General features: G+C 52.9%; 19 protein-coding genes, 1 tRNA gene and 1 pseudogene. 11 read left to right on the top strand and 10 right to left on the bottom strand.

The features are described 5' to 3' along the window. Positions 1-22: 22 nt before the first annotated feature. Both DQM29_RS03985 and pepA read right to left on the bottom strand, forming a co-directional pair. Entirely contained in the window at positions 23-472 is a 450-nt protein-coding gene (locus tag DQM29_RS03985; protein WP_111739418.1) for a DNA polymerase III subunit chi, read from the bottom strand. Between the two features lie 130 nt (positions 473-602). After that, on the bottom strand, positions 603-2114 hold the full coding sequence (gene pepA / locus DQM29_RS03980) for a leucyl aminopeptidase (protein ID WP_111739417.1): 1512 nt from the start codon (positions 2112-2114) through the stop codon (positions 603-605). Between the two features lie 262 nt (positions 2115-2376). On the opposite strand from pepA, the gene lptF reads away from it, so the two are divergent. From lptF to DQM29_RS03955, 4 genes are all read left to right on the top strand, one after another. Further along, complete coding sequence (gene lptF, locus DQM29_RS03970; RefSeq protein ID WP_111739415.1) at positions 2377-3471, top strand: LPS export ABC transporter permease LptF; 1095 nt, start codon at positions 2377-2379, stop codon at positions 3469-3471. A gap of 2 nt (positions 3472-3473) precedes the next feature. Next, entirely contained in the window at positions 3474-4550 is a 1077-nt protein-coding gene (gene lptG / locus DQM29_RS03965; protein ID WP_111739414.1) for an LPS export ABC transporter permease LptG, read from the top strand. Between the two features lie 142 nt (positions 4551-4692). Beyond that, a complete protein-coding gene (locus DQM29_RS03960; RefSeq protein WP_111739413.1) occupies positions 4693-5022 on the top strand; it encodes a hypothetical protein in 330 nt (109 codons plus the stop codon). An 87-nt stretch (positions 5023-5109) separates the two neighbouring features. Then, positions 5110-6633, top strand: a complete 1524-nt coding sequence (locus DQM29_RS03955) for a multicopper oxidase family protein (protein WP_111739412.1) — start codon at positions 5110-5112, stop codon at positions 6631-6633. A 65-nt stretch (positions 6634-6698) separates the two neighbouring features. On the opposite strand, the gene DQM29_RS03950 is transcribed toward DQM29_RS03955, so the two are convergent. The 6 genes from DQM29_RS03950 to yihU all read right to left on the bottom strand — a co-directional run bounded on the left by DQM29_RS03950 (position 6699) and on the right by yihU (position 13558). Beyond that, positions 6699-7613 carry an aldose epimerase family protein gene (locus tag DQM29_RS03950; RefSeq protein ID WP_111739411.1) on the bottom strand — a complete coding sequence of 305 codons (915 nt, stop codon included), beginning with the start codon at positions 7611-7613 and terminating at the stop codon, positions 6699-6701. A 36-nt stretch (positions 7614-7649) separates the two neighbouring features. After that, positions 7650-9017, bottom strand: a complete 1368-nt coding sequence (locus DQM29_RS03945; RefSeq protein ID WP_111739410.1) for an MFS transporter — start codon at positions 9015-9017, stop codon at positions 7650-7652. A gap of 54 nt (positions 9018-9071) precedes the next feature. Beyond that, entirely contained in the window at positions 9072-10517 is a 1446-nt protein-coding gene (locus DQM29_RS03940) for an MFS transporter (RefSeq protein ID WP_111739409.1), read from the bottom strand. 169 nt (positions 10518-10686) lie between these two features. Next, entirely contained in the window at positions 10687-11697 is a 1011-nt protein-coding gene (locus DQM29_RS03935) for a zinc-dependent alcohol dehydrogenase (protein WP_111739408.1), read from the bottom strand. Between the two features lie 55 nt (positions 11698-11752). Next, the gene (locus DQM29_RS03930; protein ID WP_232054855.1) at positions 11753-12592 is read right to left on the bottom strand and encodes a class II fructose-bisphosphate aldolase; all 840 of its coding nucleotides are present in this window, start codon (positions 12590-12592) and stop codon (positions 11753-11755) included. Between the two features lie 78 nt (positions 12593-12670). Next, complete coding sequence (gene yihU, locus DQM29_RS03925; protein ID WP_111739406.1) at positions 12671-13558, bottom strand: sulfolactaldehyde 3-reductase; 888 nt, start codon at positions 13556-13558, stop codon at positions 12671-12673. A gap of 198 nt (positions 13559-13756) precedes the next feature. Here yihU and DQM29_RS03920 point away from each other — a divergent pair, with 198 nt between their 5' ends. From DQM29_RS03920 to DQM29_RS03895, 6 genes and pseudogenes are all read left to right on the top strand, one after another. Further along, positions 13757-14653, top strand: coding sequence for a sugar kinase (locus DQM29_RS03920; RefSeq protein WP_111739405.1), 897 nt, complete (start codon positions 13757-13759; stop codon positions 14651-14653). Positions 14654-14701: 48 nt separating this feature from the next. Beyond that, entirely contained in the window at positions 14702-15493 is a 792-nt protein-coding gene (locus DQM29_RS03915; RefSeq protein WP_111739404.1) for a DeoR/GlpR family DNA-binding transcription regulator, read from the top strand. 128 nt (positions 15494-15621) lie between these two features. Then, positions 15622-15706 (top strand) — tRNA-Leu (locus tag DQM29_RS03910). Between the two features lie 142 nt (positions 15707-15848). After that, a pseudogene (locus DQM29_RS03905) lies at positions 15849-16122 on the top strand (DUF4942 domain-containing protein); the annotation flags it as partial. 70 nt (positions 16123-16192) lie between these two features. Continuing rightward, the gene (locus DQM29_RS03900) at positions 16193-16588 is read left to right on the top strand and encodes a DUF6088 family protein (protein ID WP_111739403.1); all 396 of its coding nucleotides are present in this window, start codon (positions 16193-16195) and stop codon (positions 16586-16588) included. Continuing rightward, positions 16581-17531 (top strand): nucleotidyl transferase AbiEii/AbiGii toxin family protein, encoded by a 951-nt coding sequence (locus DQM29_RS03895; RefSeq protein ID WP_111739402.1) that lies wholly within the window; start codon positions 16581-16583, stop codon positions 17529-17531. The genes DQM29_RS03900 and DQM29_RS03895 overlap by 8 nt, the downstream gene beginning before the upstream one ends. A gap of 391 nt (positions 17532-17922) precedes the next feature. Here DQM29_RS03895 and DQM29_RS18685 read toward each other — a convergent pair whose 3' ends face one another. Together DQM29_RS18685 and DQM29_RS18680 are read right to left on the bottom strand one after the other, a co-directional pair. After that, complete coding sequence (locus tag DQM29_RS18685; RefSeq protein ID WP_415270858.1) at positions 17923-18093, bottom strand: IS1/IS1595 family N-terminal zinc-binding domain-containing protein; 171 nt, start codon at positions 18091-18093, stop codon at positions 17923-17925. A 208-nt stretch (positions 18094-18301) separates the two neighbouring features. Then, the gene (locus tag DQM29_RS18680; protein ID WP_415270857.1) at positions 18302-18472 is read right to left on the bottom strand and encodes an IS1/IS1595 family N-terminal zinc-binding domain-containing protein; all 171 of its coding nucleotides are present in this window, start codon (positions 18470-18472) and stop codon (positions 18302-18304) included. A gap of 361 nt (positions 18473-18833) precedes the next feature. Here DQM29_RS18680 and DQM29_RS03890 point away from each other — a divergent pair, with 361 nt between their 5' ends. Beyond that, a complete protein-coding gene (locus DQM29_RS03890) occupies positions 18834-19499 on the top strand; it encodes a response regulator (protein ID WP_111739401.1) in 666 nt (221 codons plus the stop codon). The last annotated feature ends 98 nt before the right edge of the window (positions 19500-19597 follow it).

Raw genomic sequence — 19597 nt, 5'->3', positions numbered from 1 at the left:
TAGTATCGTTCAAAAATGTCGTTCAAAGGGCTGGCGGCGTTGCCGTCGAAAGGTTAAAGCCGACGCTGCGATAAACTTTATAGCGTTCGCGCGCCTGCTGTTTCAGGCTGTCTTCATGGGGTACAAAGTCTATCACTTCATAGAAACCGGTGGCAAAGTCGGGAAATGGTATTTGCAGATTAATCAGCAGATCCCTTGGCGCGCTACCGCGCTTTCCCGGCCAGCACAGTTCAACCGGCGCGCCGTATTTAGGCCCTTCGCCGACCAAACTGTGGGGGACAAACGACGATGCATCACGAGCCCACAGCGCTTCGTCAAGGCGCTCGGCCTGTGCCTGAGAATCACAGGAAATCAGGATACGCTTTCCCATACGCCAGCGCTCAGCGGCCAGCTGACAGGTCAGCGCTTCGACGGGCGTAAGTCCATCGGACAGGCTGTCGTTATCCAGAATATAGAATGTCGCACTCTTCATAGCGGGCCGTGGCGGATCTCTTCACGTAATGGTCAGAGGCCCGCGTGCGGGCCTCTGAGGGGCTTAAAACTGGCGCAGCTCGCTAATAAAGCTGCCGCGCATCGCGCATCGAAACCTCGTCTTGATGCGATTACTCTTCGAAACTTTGACCGGCGCGGTTCAACAGGAACTGCGTCAACAGCGCAACCGGACGACCGGTGGCGCCTTTGGCCTTGCCTGAACGCCATGCTGTACCGGCAATGTCCAAGTGTGCCCAGCTGTACTTGCGGGTAAAGCGTGACAGGAAGCAGCCCGCGGTAATGGCGCCGGCGGGGCGACCACCAATATTCGCCATATCGGCAAAGTTGGAATCCAGCTGTTCTTGATACTCGTCGCTCATTGGCAGACGCCATGCGCGATCGCCCGCCTGCTCAGAGGCATTCAGCAGTTCGGAGGCCAGCGGATTGTGGTTAGACATCAGCCCGGTAATCTGGTGGCCCAGAGCGATAATGCAGGCGCCCGTCAGCGTCGCGATATCGATAACCACGTCAGGCTCGAAGCGCTCCACGTAGGTCAGCACGTCGCACAGTACCAGGCGCCCTTCCGCATCAGTGTTAAGCACTTCTACCGTTTGGCCGGACATGGTGGTCAGCACGTCACCGGGGCGATAGGCACGCCCGCCAGGCATGTTTTCACAGCCCGCCATCACGCCGACAATGTTCAGCGGCAAACCAAGCTCAGCAGCGGCGCGCATCACGCCATATACTGACGCCGCACCGCACATGTCGTATTTCATCTCGTCCATGCCTTCGGCTGGCTTAATGGAAATGCCGCCGGAGTCGAAGGTCAGTCCTTTACCGACGAGAACGATAGGCTTGGCGTCAGGAGACGGATTGCCTCGGTACTCAATCACCGACATCAGAGATTCATTCTGTGAGCCTTGACCAACGGCCAGATAGGCGTTCATGCCCAGCTCTTTCATCTGCTCTTCGCCAATCACGCGAGTCGTTGTGCTCGCGCTATAGGCATCCGCCAGTTGGCGCGCCTGAGAGGCCAGATAGGCGGCGTTACAGATATTAGGCGGCATATTGCCCAGATCTTTCGCCGCTTTTACGCCAGCGGCAATAGCCAAGCCGTGTGCAATGGCGCGCTCGCCACAGGTCAGCTCGCGGCGAGTCGGCACGCTGAACACCATCTTGCGCAGCGGACGACGCGGCTCAACCTTATTGCTTTTCAGCTGGTCAAAGATGTAAAGGGTCTCTTTCGTGGTTTCTACCGCCTGCCGCACGTTCCAGTAAGTGTTGCGCCCCTTCACGTGCAGCTCAGTCAGGAAGCACACCGCCTCCATTGAGCCCGTGTCGTTAAGGGTATTGATGGTCTTCTGGATAACCTGCTTGTATTGACGCTCGTCCAGCTCGCGCTCTTTGCCGCAGCCGATAAGCAGAATGCGTTCAGACAGAATATTCGGCACATGGTGCAACAGCAGGGACTGGCCGACCTTACCCTCCAGCTCGCCGCGACGAAGCAGCGCGCTGATGTAGCCATCGCTGATTTTATCCAGCTGCTCGGCAATCGGCGACAGGCGACGTGGCTCAAAAACGCCGACGACAATGCAGGCGCTGCGCTGTTTTTCCGGGCTACCGCTTTTTACACTGAACTCCATGCACTCTCCTGAATCTTAAAAGAGACAAGGCGAAGCGGTTAAGGATAAAATGGCCACCAGCTTACCGTTCACCTGAAGTTTTCACGAACACGACACATTTCGTGTTAATATTTACGCGCATTAATACTATTATTAGCACTACTATTAGCGATTCGCGCAATAAGGCGCCTGCCATTATGGTAGATGTTAGTAAAAATAGCGAATTAACCAAGAAAGTATCGGCTTTCCTGCAAAAAAACAAGTTTTCACAGGCGTATTTAACTTGATAATCATTAGATATTTGATCCGGGAAACGTTCAAGAGTCAGATCGCGATCCTGTTCATCCTGCTGCTGATTTTTTTCTGTCAGAAGCTGGTCAAAGTGCTGTCGATGGCGGTTGAAGGCGACATTCCGGCAAACCTCGTGTTTTCCCTGCTCGGTCTGGGCGTTCCGGAAATGGCACAGCTTATTCTGCCGCTTAGTCTGTTTCTCGGCATTTTGATGACCTTCAGCAAGCTGTATTCGGAAAGTGAAATCACCGTGATGCACGCCTGCGGACTGGGTAAAAATATTCTGCTGATTTCAGCCCTTACGCTGTCTCTACTGACCGGCGTTGCTGCCGCCGTTAACGCACTGTGGTTTAGCCCCATGTCTGCCATCAGTCAGGAAAAGCTGATTGCTGACGCCAAGGCTAACCCTAGTCTGGGCGCTCTTGTTGAAGGTCAGTTCCAAACGTCTCAGGACGGCAACGCCGTTATGTTTGTCGGCAAAGTGGACGGCAACCAGTTCACTGACGTTTTTTTAGCACAGCTTCGCCCTTCCGGTAATCAGCGGCCTTCAGTGGTCGTTGCTGATAAAGGCCACATCGAATCAGACAATCTGGGCAATCAGCGCATCTTTATGGACAAAGGCACCCGCTATGAGGGTACCGCCATGCTGCGCGACTTCCGCATCACCGATTTTAACGCCTATCAGGCAGTCATCGGTCATCAGGAAATCGCCCTTGATGATAGCGACGTGGAGCAGGCCAGCTTCTCAGCGCTCGCAAAAATGGATACCCATCAGGCTAAAGCCGAAATGAACTGGCGCCTGACGCTGATTATTTCCGTTCCGCTGATGGCGCTTTTGGTCGTTCCTTTAAGCGAAGTGAACCCTCGTCAGGGTCGCGTGGTCAGTATGCTGCCCGCGATGCTGCTGTATCTGCTTTACTTTTTACTGCAGAGCTCTCTTAAATCCAACGCAGCTCGTGGGAAAATTGATCCAATGATGTGGATCTGGGTTGTTAACGCTGCCTATTTAGCGCTGGGCATAGTGCTCAACCTGTGGGATACCCTGCCTATGCGCCGCCTGCGTGCAAAACTGAAGGGAGCGGCATAATTATGTTCAGCGTATTAGACCGCTACATCGGCCGGACGATACTCAGCACCATCATGGCCACGCTGTTTATGCTGGTCAGCCTGTCCGGCATTATCAAATTTGTCGATCAGCTGCGTAAAACCGGCAAGGGCGACTATGACGTTTGGGGCGCCGGGCTTTACACTCTTCTGAGCGTGCCGAAAGACATCGAAATCTTCTTCCCTATGGCTGCGCTGCTTGGAGCACTTTTGGGTCTGGGAGCATTGGCGACCCGCAGCGAACTGGTAGTCATGGAAGCGTCCGGCTTTACTCGTTTACAGATTGCCAGCGCCGTGATGAAAACCGCCATCCCGCTAGTGCTGCTGACGATGGCGATCGGCGAATGGGTTGCGCCTATCGGCGAACAGACGGCGCGTAACGTGCGCGCGCAGATGCTGTACGGCAGCTCGTTACTGTCTACCAAAGACGGCATGTGGGCAAAGGACAACCACGACTTTATCTATATTCAGAACGTTGTAAACGAAAGCGAGCTTTCCGGCGTCAGCATCTATCACTTTGACGAAGCCCGCAAGCTGCAGTCTGTCCGCTACGCCGGTACAGCCGTTTACAATAAGGATAGGCAAAGCTGGACGCTGTCTCAGGTCGATCAGTCCGACCTCAGCCAAACCAATAAAATTGTTGGCACTCAGACGCTGAATGAAGAATGGAAAACCAACCTGACGCCGGACAAGCTCGGGGTGGTCGCCATGAATCCTGAATCGCTGTCCGCCAGTGGTCTGTACGAATACAGCCAGTACCTCAAGCAGAGTGGTCAAGAAGCCAACCGCTATTCACTGCTGTTCTGGAAGAAGATTTTCACGCCGATATCCGTTGCCGTGATGATGCTGATGGCGCTGTCGTTTATCTTCGGCCCGCTGCGCAGTGTGCCAATGGGCGTGCGCGTCGTCACCGGCATTGCCTGCGGCTTCGTTTTTTACGTGCTCAACGAAGTGTTTGGGCAGTTCAGTAATATCTATAACGTGCCCTCCATGCTGGGCGCACTGCTGCCCAGCGCCGTATTCCTCACCTTAAGCCTGTTCCTTCTCAGACGGCGGAGCTAGGCAGCCGCCCCTTTCAAACCCGCACTTTGAAAGGGGCGTTGTTTAAAGAACCGCAAATTGCGTTGCAACACCTTTAACTCGGCGCTAACATTTGCCGATACGCTATTTTTCCCATTTGTCATCGAGGTTTGAGCTTGCTGCTATGCGTTTACGTTGGCTGACCGGCGCGTTTTTCATACTGGCTTTGCTGTTTTCCGGCGCGGCGTTTTCCGCACTGGCGTTCGGCTGTAGCCACGCGAGCCAGGAAACCACTGCATCAGAGCACCATCACGCAGCCGCCAAAGCCGATACCTCATGCCAAACCCACTGCATTGACGCCGCCCACTGCGCACAGTGCATTTTTGCTCTCCCCACGATTTTACTGACGTTCAGCGGTGACGATGAGCGTGAATCACACCGTACAGTCAACGAAAGCGAATACTCCCGCTCGCTGTCTCCTGAACCCTATCCTCCAAGGCGTTATCGTTCTTAGCCTATTTTTAGTATCAGATAACATCAATTTTTGACGCAGAGCCGCGCTTTGCGCCAGCCCGCAATCTATGCGGAAGAGAGGATAATTATGAATCGCAGACTGTTTTTAACCAAAATCGCCGCCGCCGTTGGCGCGCTGGCAGCCACTAACGTGCTGGCCCAGCGGGAGACAATGGGACATTCATCAAACGGGCACGGCATGGATCACGGGCAAATGTCCGGTCACGGCATGTCAAACAGCAGCGCCAGCGGCCATATGGGAAGTAGCCATCTACTCCCTGAATCAGCGCTGCCTCAGGGTAATACCCTTCCCGCCCTGCCGAAATTAGCCAACGTCAGCGGAACAGCCGGTACCTTTACCGGCAATCTAACCGCCAAGCCCATCAGCGTTGAGCTAGCTCACGGGCTAATGACCGAATTCTGGGCCTACAACGGCCAAATTCCCGGCCCGGCCATTGAGGTATTTGAAGGCGACACGGTAGATATCACCTTCAAAAACGAGCTCCCACAGCCAACAACCCTCCACTGGCACGGCCTGCCCGTTCCTCCCGATCAGGACGGCAATCCTCAGGATGAAGTTATGCCGGGAGCTACCCGAACTTACCGCTTTACCCTGCCGGAAGACTGCGCGGGTACCTACTGGTATCACCCACACGGCCACAATACCGTTGCTGAACAGGCCTTCCGCGGGCTGGCAGGGGCGTTTATCGTCAAGCCAAAGCAGGACAGGCTGTCCCACATTCCGGTACAGGACTGGCTGCTCTCTGATCTAAAGCTAGACGCTGACGGAAAAATCGCTGATAACTCGATGATGGACTGGATGAACGGTCGCGAAGGCCAGTTTGTGCTGATAAACGGAGCCCTTCGCCCGCAAATTACCCTCAACGGAGCAACTCGCGCCCGGATTTGGAACGCCTGTTCTGGTCGCTATCTCAATCTGGCGCTAAATGAGGCTAACGTCTATGTTATCGGCACCGACGGCGGCCTGATTGAACAGCCCCACAGGGTCGATGCCCTACTGCTGTCGCCGGGAGAACGAGCAGAAGTGCTGATTGTGCCGACAAAAACTGGTCAGCAAAGCCTACAGTCGCTCTCTTACGATAGAGGGAAAATGGGCTGTAGCGGCGTTGAAGGGGTTCGCACGCTGGCAACCGTTGCAATGACCCAGAGTGAAATGCCTACGCTACCGGCTTCACTTCGCACCCTGCCTACACTGGGCCAGCCCGTCGCCACAAAGACGCTGGAGTACACGGAAACCATGGACATGGGCATGTCCGGCATGAACTTCCTGATCAACGGCAAAAAGCACGACCCTAGCCGTGTCGACCTCACCAGTAAACTCGGCGATGTGGAAGAGTGGGAAATCTTCAATAACTCCCATATGGACCACAACTTCCACCTGCACGGCACCCAGTTCACCATTGTGGACTACAGGCTTAACGGTCAGGTAAGAAAACCCGACTATGTGGGGCACAAAGACACCGTTAACCTGAAGCCTTATGAACGCGTGCGCATCAGAATGGCACAGCACCACAAAGGGCTACGAATGTACCACTGCCATATTCTTGAACACGAAACGCTGGGGATGATGGGGCAGTTAGAGGTGGTGTAGAAATTAGAAAACGGGGCTCAGCAGAGCCCCGTTTTTATTTCATTGATATCTCACGGGTCTTTCATTTATAGAGAAGTAATCTCCCAGCGGCTCTCAATAAACAGCGGCGCGTCTTTCATTACCACCGTTGGCGCCGTATTAACACAGTTCGGCGGGCCGGACAGCGGCTCAACGCAGGCGGCGTCGGGCTGCTTGTCAAACACCACCATCGACGGCGCTTTTGAGCTCATCGCCAAACGCACTTTTCCCGGCCAGAGCAGCTCGGCGGACATGCCGTTATCAAAGCCAAAGCAGTCGTCCCACGGCCCCGGTCTTGGTGCAATGCGCCTGCCGGTAGGCAGTTCGTTATCGCCGGGCTCTTCCTGCCAGTTGGCGTTAAACGTTACCCTTAGCTGTTCGTCGGCCTCCCCTATTGGAGCCTGACTGACATAGTCTGTATCGCCCGTCCACTTGGCGAACCACGGGTGCCAGCCGGCAGCGGCAGGAAAACGTTCACCGTCGCTTTTTACCAGCAGGCTAACCGTCAACGTATTGTCCTTCAGCGTAAAGCGCTGAATCACTTCGCCTTGCCACGGCCAAGGCTTATCCAGTCTCAACCTAAACGCCGCCTCCGTGGGTGACGTCTCTACAATCTCCCACGCGCCAAAGCAGGCCATGCCGTGCAGCGCGTGGGGCGGCTTGTTCATTGGCAGCGCGTGGATTTTTCCTTCAAAGCTCAACTCGGCGCCGCCCATGCGCCCTACCCACGGCACCATGGGAAAGCAGCCGTATTGAAACGCTCGGCGCTGCGGATTCCACTGGCGCAGCAACTCATAGCCAAAGGCATTGAGGGAAGCCAGTCGGCAGCCGTCCTCCGGGTAGATAACTGCCCGCAGGGAGCCTGAAGCGATCTCAACTTTCGCTCCGCGCGGCCCCGGCCAAGGGGCATCAAACGCTCGGCGAACCGCGAAATAGGGGTTCTCTTTTGTCTCTGTGGTCATCGTTCTGTCCTCATTTCTTTAAAAAGCGGTTCTCACCTATTCCGTTTCCTGCTGGCGGATCAGCCTAACGCAGATAAACGAAACGGCGGAAATCAGTGCAAAGTAAGCGGCCACATACCAAGGCTTCCCATCGCCAAGCGCCAGCAGCGAAGAGGCGATAAGAGGCGTCATTCCTCCCAGAATGGCGGAAAACTGATAGGCAAAAGACAGGCCGGTATAGCGAACCTTAGTGCCAAACATGCGGGTGAACATGGTCGGCTGAACGGCAAACATCATAGTCGGGCCAAGGTTATAGCCAATAATCATGGCTAAGCAGATCGCCAGCGGCTGCTGAGTGCCGAGAAGCCAGAAGAACGGGAAAGCAAAGGCGACACAAAACGCTGCACCAAGGGTATAAAACACACGCTGACCAAAGCGATCTGACAGCCAGCCAATAAGCGGGCAGGAAATTAGCCCAATCGCGGAAGCGATCAGCATTGCCGTCAGAGGAATTTGCCTGTCCATCGCCAGCTGTGTCGACAGGTAGGCGATACCGAAGGCGTTAATCATGTTTGAAGAGACGGTTTCTGCCAGCCTTGCACCCAGAGCCAGAAAGATATTGCGCGGGTGCTTGCGAAACAGTTCGACGATTGGCAGAGATTCTTTTCGCATTGCCTTCTCTGACGGCCTATCGCTCATCGGCACAGTCAGGATCTCCCGCTTTTGCGCCATGCTTTCACGCTTAGCGTGACGAAAATCACCGGTTTCCTCGGTATGCAGGCGAATATACATGCCGACCACCAGCATCACGGCGGACAGCATAAAGGGAATGCGCCAGCCCCACGCCATAAACTGCTCCGGCGTCAGAAGCCAGTTGCACAGAGCAAATACACCAGTAGCCAGCATAATGCCCGCTGAAGCCGCCGTTTGCGGTAGGGAACCTAAGAAGCCTCTCTTGTGCTCTGGGGCTGATTCAATGGTCATCAGCGCCGCACCGCCGTATTCTCCACCCAGACCGAAGCCCTGAATCAGGCGTAGAACAACCAACAGCGCTGGAGCCCACACGCCCGCGCTGGCGTATGTGGGCAGTAAACCGATAAGAAAAGTCGACAAGCCGACGATGATTAACGTCCAAATCAGCGTTACCTTGCGCCCAACTCGATCGCCGTAGTGGCCGAAGACAATTCCCCCCAGCGGGCGCGCCAAAAAACCGACACCGAAGGTGGCGAAAGCGGCAATGGTGCCAACGATGGGATCTTCCTGTGGGAAAAACAGCGGTCCAAACACTAGTCCCGCTGCCGTACCAAAAATAAAAAAGTCGTACCATTCCAACAGCGCGCCGGCAAAGCTGGCGGCGACCACCCGACGCATTGCGGCGTCTGACAGCCCATCGTTGGAGACGCCGTGATTATTATTCGTCTTCATCGCTTGCTTCCTTCTACGGCGAATACCGCCGACGCTGAGCGCCGGCGGTAAAGGTTACTCATGTCGATTTTGACTCTTGCTCAGCTGTGCCAGCACCGCTTCGTCTTCCGCATCAACGTTAGCGCCAATAGGCTCCCAGCGAATGCATAGGCAGGTGGCAAAGCCGATAAACGGTACAATTGCCAGCCAGTAAAAGGCCTGTGTATTCAGGCTTCCCCACAGCATTGGCCAGAAGATAAGCCCGGCAATGGCACCCGTACGCATAATGGCGCGAGCAAAGCCAACGCCAGCTGGACGAATGCTTGGTGGGTAAGAAAGCGTCGCAATCGTCATTCCCAGCCCACCCGGTCCGGCAGAGTGGAAGAAGATGATAGAGCCCAGCAGCGCCAGAGACAGCCACGGGTTAGTCGTGGCTAGCGCGCCCAGCGCCAGCAGCGCAATCGTCACCATGGCAAAGCCAATCATAGACTGACGACGAGAACCCACTTTGCTGACAATCAGCGAACCGATAGCGCCACCGGTCACGCCGCACAAGGCGTTCACCACGGCAGAGCCGGTCAGCGCGCCCGTCAGGCCGCCGCTGAGGATGCCCGCCAGCGTCAGAGGTAAGTAAACGCCCACTGCGTTGTACTGCCACGCCTGCATCGTCGCAACAATGCAGCCTAACAGAGTGCGGCGGCGGTAGGTTTTATTAAACAGGACGGAGTAAGCGCCTTCGATCTTGGCCTTTTTCTCAACCTGTGGCGTGTTCTGGACGTTTTCTGCCACCTGGGCGTCAATACCGTAGCGCTCTTTGAGTATCTGGCAAGACAAGTCGTACTTACCAACGCGGGCAGCCCACATGGCTGACTCCCCCATAAAGACATAGCGCAGGATCATTACCAGCACGGCAAACGCAGCGCCGATAAAGATACCGTAGCGCCAGAGATGGCTTTCCGCCACGTCGGCAAAGTGCAGCGGGATCAGTACCAGATACACGATCGTTGTAGAGACATACCATCCCATTTGCCACAGGTTTACCGAGGAACCCGACTTCTTCGACGATGTTCCGCGAAGCTCAGCCACAGCGCTGGTCGCCAGAGGGAAATCGATGCCCAGCCCGAATCCCATAATGACGCGGGCAGCAAGCACCCACCAAATGTTAGGCGCAAAGGCCACTGCGGCAGCGCCCAGGGTACACATGCCCATGCCGATCAGAAACGCTTTGCGCTGACCGAAAGTATTAATCACCCGGTTTGCCAGCAGCCCGCCAATCAGGGCGGCAATCAGCACTGAGGCGTTAACGGTTGCGGCGAGACCGGGAGAAATGCCGAACTCGGCAGCGATATATTTATTACCAAAGCCGACCATTGCTGCCTGATAGGCGTCAATCAAAATGCCACCCAGCGCGATCAGCACAATACCGATATTGGAGCGAAGCGCAGAGTTAGCGTTAACGATGTCAATCACGTCCTGCGGACGGCTTATCCGGTAAGTCGTTCGGGCAGAAGAGTGTGTCATTATGGTGTCCTTACTATTTCAGTAATAGTGTCCACTTCATCCTTCAAGCTGCCTTTTCGATGGCGGTACTCACTTGCCGCCTCGATGCCCCTTGAAAGATTTTGTGTATCGTTGTTGTTATAGTCTGAAATCAGGCTCCCCCCTTCGAGGAGCCAAAGGCGTCTGTCGATCAGTCCTTAGCGAACTGGATAAGAACCTTAATAGAGTCCGACTCTTTCGCCCTAACGAACGCCTGCGACGCCTGCTCCACAGGGAAGACGTCTGTCACTAAGTCGCGGGTATCAAAGCGGCCGTCCGCCAGCCATTCGATGACCACGTCAAAGTCTTCAGGAACGTACATACCGGAGCTGATCAGATCCCGTTCAAAGCGCTGCATGCTCGGCAGCGGGATTTCGCGGTTTCCGCTAGGAACACCCATGCAAACCACGGTGCCGCCCGCCATGACCTTCGTGCAGGCTTCCATCAGGGTCGCCTGAGCGGCCACTACGTCGATAACACCGGTAAAACGCTCCTCAGCGGCCAGTTCACCCGGCGCCAGCGCGCGGCGAGCGCCAAGCTTCAGCGCCAGTTCGCGCTTTTTAGCGTCTGGCTCAACGACGGTAACGTCCTTCGCGCCCATAATGCGCAGCGCCTGAACCACCGACAGACCAATGGTGCCTGCGCCAATCACCAGCACGATTTCCCGTGAGGCTTCTGGCATACGGTTTACGCAGTGGCGCGCGCAGGCCGCAGGCTCGGCAAAAGCCAGAACGTTAAGCGGCAGAGACTTAGGCGCAATGTGAAGATTGCGGGCAGGCACCACGTGAGAGGAACGGGCAAAACCCGGCGCGCGGAAACCCGCTACCTGCGGCGGTTCGCACAGGTTGAAGCGCCCGGCTTTACAGGCTCGGCACTCCATACAGGCCATAATGGGATCGACCACCACGTGGTCACCGACACTGACGTTAGTCACGTCAGAACCAATTTCAGTCACGCGAGCGGCAATTTCATGGCCGGGCACGATAGGCGGCTTGGCAAACGGATGGCCATCTGCCAGCACGTGTAAATCAGAACCGCAGATACCCATATAAATAGGAGCGATACGCACTTCATGCGGTGCCAGCGCCTTATCCTCAACGTCACGATGTTCGGTTACTACCTGGCCTACGGCCGAAAACAGGACATTTGTCACTTTACTCATAATGGCAACCTTATCTAATCAAAAAGAAATCGGGGTCAGCTCGTTAAAGTGCGGCCTAAAAGTCCGCCGCTCTGTTGTGGCTTCCAAACAGGCGAATTTTTTCTTTCACTCTTTCTTTCATAAAGTCCGTTCCGCGACCAAGCGAGAGAGCCAGCGTGTACTCGTGCGGATCGTGCCCCAACACGTCAAGCACACCTTCAGTAAAGGCCTGACGCAGTTCGGTATCGACGTTAACTTTCGCTACGCCCAGCTCAACGGCCTTACGGATCTGCTCGTCCGGCACGCCGGAGCCGCCGTGCAGCACAATCGGCTTTTTCACCGCGTCGCGAATTTCCGCCAGCCGGCCAAACGCCAGCTTAGGCTCCTGCTTGTAAATGCCGTGCGCCGTGCCGATAGAGACGGCCAGATAGTCCACGGTAGTGCCCTGTGAGAACGACAGCGTCTCTTCACAGCTGGTAATAAAGGCATCTTTTTCATCGACGGAGATATCGTCTTCTGTGCCGCCGATTTTACCGATTTCCCCTTCACAGCCTACACCCAAAGCGTGTGAAACGTCGGCAACCGCACGGGTTATTCTCACGTTTTCATCAAAACTCAGGTGGGAGCCATCAAACATCACGGAATGGAAGCCGGCGCGAACCGCCTCCATGGTCTGCTCAAAGCTGCGGCTGTGATCCAGATGAATACAGACCGGCACGTCACACTCAGCCATAAAAGCGTCCACCATGGCTTTCATTGGCAGCAGCCCTAGGGTATTGATCACCCGCTGGCCGATTTGCACCATCACCGGCGCTCGCTCCTCCTTGGCCGCCAGAAGCACGGCGCGAATAGTTTCGGCATTGTGGACACTGAAAGCTCCGATGGCGTAACCGCCCTTCCAGGCCTGTTGAATCATTTGTTTTCCCGATATGTACGGCATAGTTGTCTCTCTTACTGTTCTGTTTATCTGCTTATTTGTTCGTCGTGAATAACGCTAGTCGGCGGCGCGTCCCGCCAGTGTGCGGACCTGTGCCAGAATGGCCGTCCAGTCCTGTCGCCCTCTTCCCGCTGCGCGAGCCACGCTGTAAACCTCACGCGCCGCTGCGCCAAGCGGTGTCGGAACGTGAAGCTGATTGGCAACGTCCAGCGCGATGCCTAAGTCCTTATGCGCCAGATCGATCATGAACGACGGCGTCAAATCACCCTTAAGCACCTTGTTCGGCCAGCTGGTAGTAAAGTGCCCCTTTCCGGCAGGCGTGTTGGACATCACCTTCACCGCCACGTCGAGCGGCAGGCCCAGCGCTTCGCACATGACCGCTGCCTCTGCGGACAGCGCGTTAAGCGCAATGCTCATATAGTTGTTAATCAGCTTGACGCGGATCCCCATGCCTGGCCCTTCACAGTTGACCAGCTCCGACCCCATGCACATCAGGATCGGCGTCGCGCGATCGACCTGCTCTGCGGTTCCTCCTGCCAGAATCAGCAGCGTACCGGCAATAGCGTGATCCGAGGTCCGGCCGACTGGCGCGTCCATATAGCTAAATTCGGCCTCGCTCATCCGCTGACAAAGGCGGTCGCTTTCCAACGGATGAATAGTCGACATATCGATGACCAGCGCATCGCGGCTCAGGGTTTGCGTTACGCCACGCTCGCCAAACAGCACGTCCTGAACCAGAGTGCCGTTTGGCAACATAGTGATGACAAACTCCGCCCCTTTGGCGGCTTCCGCCGGGCTACTGGCCGCTGTGGCGCCCAACTCACTCAGTGTGGTAACGGCCTGAGCGTTTATGTCATATACCGACAGCCGATGTCCTTTCTTAATCAGATTGGTCGCCATTGGAGACCCCATCTGTCCCAGCCCGATAAAGGCTATCTCCGCCATTTCCCCCTCCTGTTCACGTTGACTCCACTTGACCAGAATTGTCATTTTTTGTCATTTATTGGAATTGATGTGATGATATTTGTAGTTTTTAGTAATTAAAGTGACACCAATCACTCTTTTAACATTTAAATGAATTAAAATGGACACAATGAGATCAACATCTGACAATTCAGACAGGAATATAAAAGGAGTCTAACTATGCTGAAGATCGCCTGCGTTGGCATCGCGGTTCAGGATCGCCTCTATTACGTAGAAACGCTGCCGGACGGCGGCGGTAAATACGTAGCTCGTGACTATAAAGAAATCGGCGGAGGGCCTGCGGCGACAGCGGCCGTTGCGGCAGCGAGGCTAGGCGCCAGTGTCGACTTTATCGGTCGACTGGGAGACGACGCGGCGGGAAAAACCCTGCTGGCGGAACTTGAACAAGAAGGCGTTAACGTCTCGCTGACTCGCGTGTATTCTCACGCCCGCTCGTCTCAGTCGGCAATTTTAGTCGACCGTCAGGGAGAGCGAATTATCATCAATCACCCCAGCCCTGAGTTGCTCAGTGACGCAAGCTGGATGAGCAATATTGATTTTTCACAGTACGACATGGTGCTGGCTGACGTCCGCTGGCATGAAGGAGCTGAGTATGCGCTGGCGCGAGCGCGTGAAGCGGGTGTTCCAACGCTTTTGGATGCCGATCTGACGCCTCAGGATATTCACTCACTGGTCGCCCTGTCAGATCACGCAGTATTTTCAGAGCCGGGCCTGAAAAAAACGACCGGAGAAAGCGACGCTCTGACGGGGCTTAAGCTGGCAGCTGAAACAACGCAGGGTATTGCCTATGTCACCCAAGGCTCTAAGGGCTGTGCCTGGATAGAGAAAGGTCGCCTGAGCCACAGAGCTGGTTTTAGCGTCAATGTGGTCGACACCACAGGTGCCGGTGACGTGTTCCACGGCGCGCTGGCCTATGCGCTGGCGTCCAAGATGGAGATCAATGATGCCGTTCGCTTCGCTAACGCGGTCGCTGCCCTGAAATGTACCCGCCCCGGAGGCAGAGAAGGTATCCCAACTCGCTCACAAACAGACGATTTTTTGTCACATTCGGTATAAAATGGACAAACATAGTCTTAAGCGATGTCAATTAAGGGGAGACTAACAATGGCGTTGACGGAGCTGACGGGAAATCCCAGACACGACCGCCTGATCGCGCTGATTGCCGAGCGCGGCTATATGAATATTGAAGAGCTGGCACAGATCCTTGATGTCTCCACTCAGACTGTGCGCCGCGATATTCGAAAGCTCAGCGACATGGGCTTTATCTCGCGCCACCACGGCGGTGCAGGACGGGCGTCCAGCGTGATTAATACCGCCTTTGAACAGAGGGAGATTTCCTATACCCGCGAAAAGATTGCTATCGCTCAGGAAATTGCCGACTACATTGAAGACGGCAGCACGCTGTTTATCACTATCGGCACCACTGTTGAACAGGTCGCTAAAGCGCTGGAAGTGTGTAAAAACCTGCGCATTATCACCAATAGCCTGCGGGTCGCTCATCTGCTTTATAAGCACACGGAGTTTGAAGTCATGGTGCCGGGAGGCACCGTTCGCCGCCACAACGGAGGGATCATCGGCCCCAGCGCCGTTGCCTTTGTCGAGGGGTTTCGCGCTGACTATCTGATCACCAGCATGGGTGCGCTGGAAAGCGACGGCAGCCTTTTGGAGTTTGATGTGAACGAAGCGGCGGTAGTCAAAGCGATGATCGCTCACTCCCGCAACCTGCTATTGGCAGCAGACCACACCAAGTATCACGCTTCAGCGGCAGTGGACATCGGCAACGTCAGTCAGGCCAGAGCGCTGTTTACCGATGAAATGCCGCCCGCGCGACTGGCTTCACATTTGAAACAGCATCAGGTCGAGATTCACGTCGCCAGCGTCTTGAAAGAAGAGTAAAAAGACCACAGTAACCGCCTTCTATCGAAGGCGGTTATTTTCATATCAGTCAGACGAATTTTTGAGGAATAGTCCTTGCGTCACCTCTGAGGGCAGGTATAATGCCGAGGTTTTCCGTATCCCCCAGTGCCTGAGTGGCGAAATCGGTAGACGCAGTTGATTCAAAATCAACCGCCTTCGGGTGTGCCGGTTCGAGTCCGGCCTCAGGCACCATATCTCTAGATGTGGATACAACAATAGACGTCGATTGACGTCTTTTTTTGTTTATAAAATCAATATAATACAAGATTATCCACGATTTCTTCTCTACTACCGTCAATCTAAATCAACCCACATTAAGCGACTTATGAGCACCGTAACCTACGATCGCTGGGGCTACAGCCTGGCCTGGAATGCATGCTCTACCTGCTGGACGGCAAAACGATCCCGGACAACCGTAACGATATCGCCATAAAGCTGATGGACTTTATCCACGACAATCCCAAGCAGCAGGTTTATGAAGATGAGTTTTTCCACATCCGCTACTTTCAGAAAGGTTCAGGGCACCTGACGTTCAAGCAGCTGGTTTGGTGGATAGGATGAATGACATTGTGGCGAAGCATTACCCGGGCGCATTGACTGCCAAATGAAATGTCGTATGTTTGCTGTTAAAAATGTCGTATGTTTGCTATTCTTTATACTGTGACTCAGGAGGCGAATATGACGATAAAAGCACGCATTCAGTCACGACTGAAACGTTCAAAACGCTATGTATTCACTCGTGACGATTTCAAAGACATTGCAGGCTACGACCAGGTTGGCAGAGTGTTGCGCGATCTGATCAAAGAAGGGCAACTACTAAAAGTAGGATATGGCGTATACACCAAAGCCCGCCAAAACAGCATCACCGGTAAAGTAATGCCTGCCGCGCCTGGAGGATCTTCAGCGGTGATCGTTGAAACGCTTGAGCGCCTGAAAGTACGCTATCGCCTTGCCGAAGAAACGCAAGCCTATAACAGCGGTAACTCCACGCAGATCCCAGCATCACCAGAAATCAAAACCTCTTCGCGTTTTAAACGCGCACTGTCAGTAGGGAGCAGTAAACTCAATGGATGACCTGAATGTTCTTTTTTCTGATGTCGCGGATGCGCTTGGCATAGAGTCCGTCGCTATTGTGGAAAAGGATCACTATATCGTTGAGCTCCTACGTTTACTCAAGCAGCTGACGTTTGACACTCACCAACTAGTATTCGCCGGAGGCACCGCACTGGCAAAATCCGGCGTTGCGCTCAACCGAATGTCAGAAGACGTAGATATTAAGCTGGTACCAACAGCGGCTTTTCAGGCGCTTTCACGTAACCAGAGAAAAAATACCCGCAAAGCGATTGTCTTGGCAATCTCCGGCGCGATAACTACAACGGATGTGTTTAGTTTTGATGACGACTACCCAAAAGTGACAAGGGATGAGTATTGCTATAGCGATATTCCGGTTCGTTACCCTCAGCGCGTAGCACAGGCACCTTGCCTACGGCCTTTTATCCGGTTGGAACTGATGGAGTCAAACTTACTGGAGCCGCCGGAACCGCGGGATATTCACTCCCTGATAACGGCATTAACGGGAAAAGCACCCGTTGTTTCAGCGTTTCCTTGCGCTACGGTTGCCAATACTCAGGCTGAAAAACTCGTGGCGATGCTGCGCCGAACGGCGGCAATAGTGCGAGATGTGGAACGATTTGACGACGCTTCTCTGGTACGTCATATCTACGACACATACTGTATTGTTGAAGCGGGTGGCGTTAATATGCCCCTGCTTACTGATTATGTTCAGCGAACCATCGAGCAGGACATTCAACGTTACGGCAGTCAATACCCGCAGTTTTGTACTTCTCCTATTGATGAACTGAAAATGGGATTGGATGAGCTGGCGTGTAATCCGCTCTATCAGACACGCTACCAGCAGTTTGTTGCTCCGATGGTGTATGGTGCACGTAAAGCCTCATGGGATGAAGCGTACGCCAGTTTCCGACAGATCGCGCTAGCCATTCTGAATGCTGACTAAGCAACATGGAAACCGGAGTGAAATTGCAACATTACAAATAATATCAACAGAACCTGTAGAAGGTGGTGATAAGCAACTGAGCCTGGTAAACCCTTTTTCAAAGAATAGCTATGAGTATACATGTGAGTATATAATGTGATTTTTAATTTAAACAATTTCATATATTTCAAATAAATAATACACTGACCACGGTCCGGCCTCAGCACCATGCTTTTTCAGTATGGATACAGCAAAAGACGCCAATCGGCGTCTTTTTTGTGCCTGACATTCAGGTTCAGCAAGTTTTATGCAACAGCCAAAGGTAGAAATTACCGCACGCTTCCAATCGAGTGGCTGCGGCCAATTTCGCTGTCTGTGAATGTATATAAAAAAGCATACTGCTTTTTCGCGCTCAATTTGATAAAGCAGGCTCGCGCACTGCGTAAATGTATTTTATCTGAAAAGTTCGCTTGCAGGACTGACAGTAGTAGCGCTGATACCCTGAACGCGCCGTACCGTGTCTTTTAACATGCTGTGTCTGCTGACAGTGACGACAGGGAGGTTGAACTTTGACTTTAAACATCACTTTCTCTCCTTTTTTTCTTACTTCCTTGATAGGCCACTTTTGACGTCTGACCTTCTTTCAACAAGACGGCCTAACACTCGCCTTTCCTATAAAAACCTTCTACTAAAACGTCACGCAGCCCTCCGTTAATTGACTAAAAAGGGTAAAAAACCACAGTTAAATCAGCCAGTAAAAAGAGAGCTAAGCTTTTCTTACTTTTGCCACTTCACTTAAGCTTTACCTCACAGACGTTTTTATATTCTGAAGCATAAACAAGTTGAAATGTCCGATTACAGTGACCACATAAATAACGCTGGCGTCCTGAATATGACACCCCATACTTTTTAATAGCATCATTCTTTGAACAATATCGGCAAATAACGTTAAATTTAAACATAGCAACTCCAAAACAGACCTTAACAAACAAACACTTTCAAAAAACAAAACTTATCATTAATAGTTAGTTAATCATTTATTCTCAAATAAATTAAATAACATCAAGAAACTAAAATATGTTAATTCAATACAAATAAATCACATAAGTAAATCAAGACCATTACTCTTTACTTATAATATTTAAATAAAAATCAACCCAATTAAGTTACCTAATAATAGTATTTACAGATAGAATTAAGAGAACATGAGCACAAGCTTAAGATTGCATGAAGAAACAACGCTTCATACTCTTCATGTTTTCTTTAGAATAGCGTGATTAAATGAAGAATCAGGCGACTCTTTGAGCAAGCGAGTAAAGGATTATGAAAATATTATTGCTAGAAGATGATTTAGATTTAGGCAACGGCATTCGCATTGCGCTCTCTGAACAGGGCATGGAGGTCGTCTGGCTTCGCCAGCTTTCTGCGACAGTCCGATATCTGGAAAATAACCTGTGTGACCTTATCCTGCTGGACTTAAGCCTGCCAGACGGAGATGGGTTGAGCCTGCTCAATAAAGTACATCGGAAGCATCAGGACTTACCCGTCATTATTCTCAGCGCCAGAGACAGCCTGAGCGATAGGCTGAGAGGGTTAGATAACGGTGCCGATGACTATTTAGTTAAACCTTTTGAACTATCAGAACTTTTATCACGAGTGCGTGCTTTAGTACGGCGAAGCTACGGTTTTGACGGCAAGATGCTTTCTATTGGCGAACTCACGCTAAATATCTCAACTCACCGCGTTAGCCTACAGGGAAAACCGCTAGAACTTACCGCCAGCGAATATGCACTATTAAAAACGATGCTAATACGGATTAATCGTGTAGTCACCCGACGGCAGCTGGAAGAGCAGGTACTTTCCGGCGGCCATAATAATATTAGCAACACCCTTGATGTTCATATCGCTAACCTGCGCCGAAAAATAGGCGATGGCTATATCCGTACAGTACGCGGAGTTGGCTATATTATTGATCAACGCTCTACATGAAAATAATCAAACACTTTTTTTTCTGGCTGACCAAGCCAACCTTAGTTCGCCGATTACTGTTTTGGCAAATGCTTTTACTCACGGTGATATGGCTGACT

This window comes from Leminorella richardii (genome assembly GCF_900478135.1).
In the GTDB taxonomy this organism is placed as follows: Bacteria; Pseudomonadota; Gammaproteobacteria; order Enterobacterales; family Enterobacteriaceae; genus Leminorella; species Leminorella richardii.
Note: the sequence above shows the minus strand (reverse complement) of the source record. Positions and strands in the feature narration are given on the sequence as shown.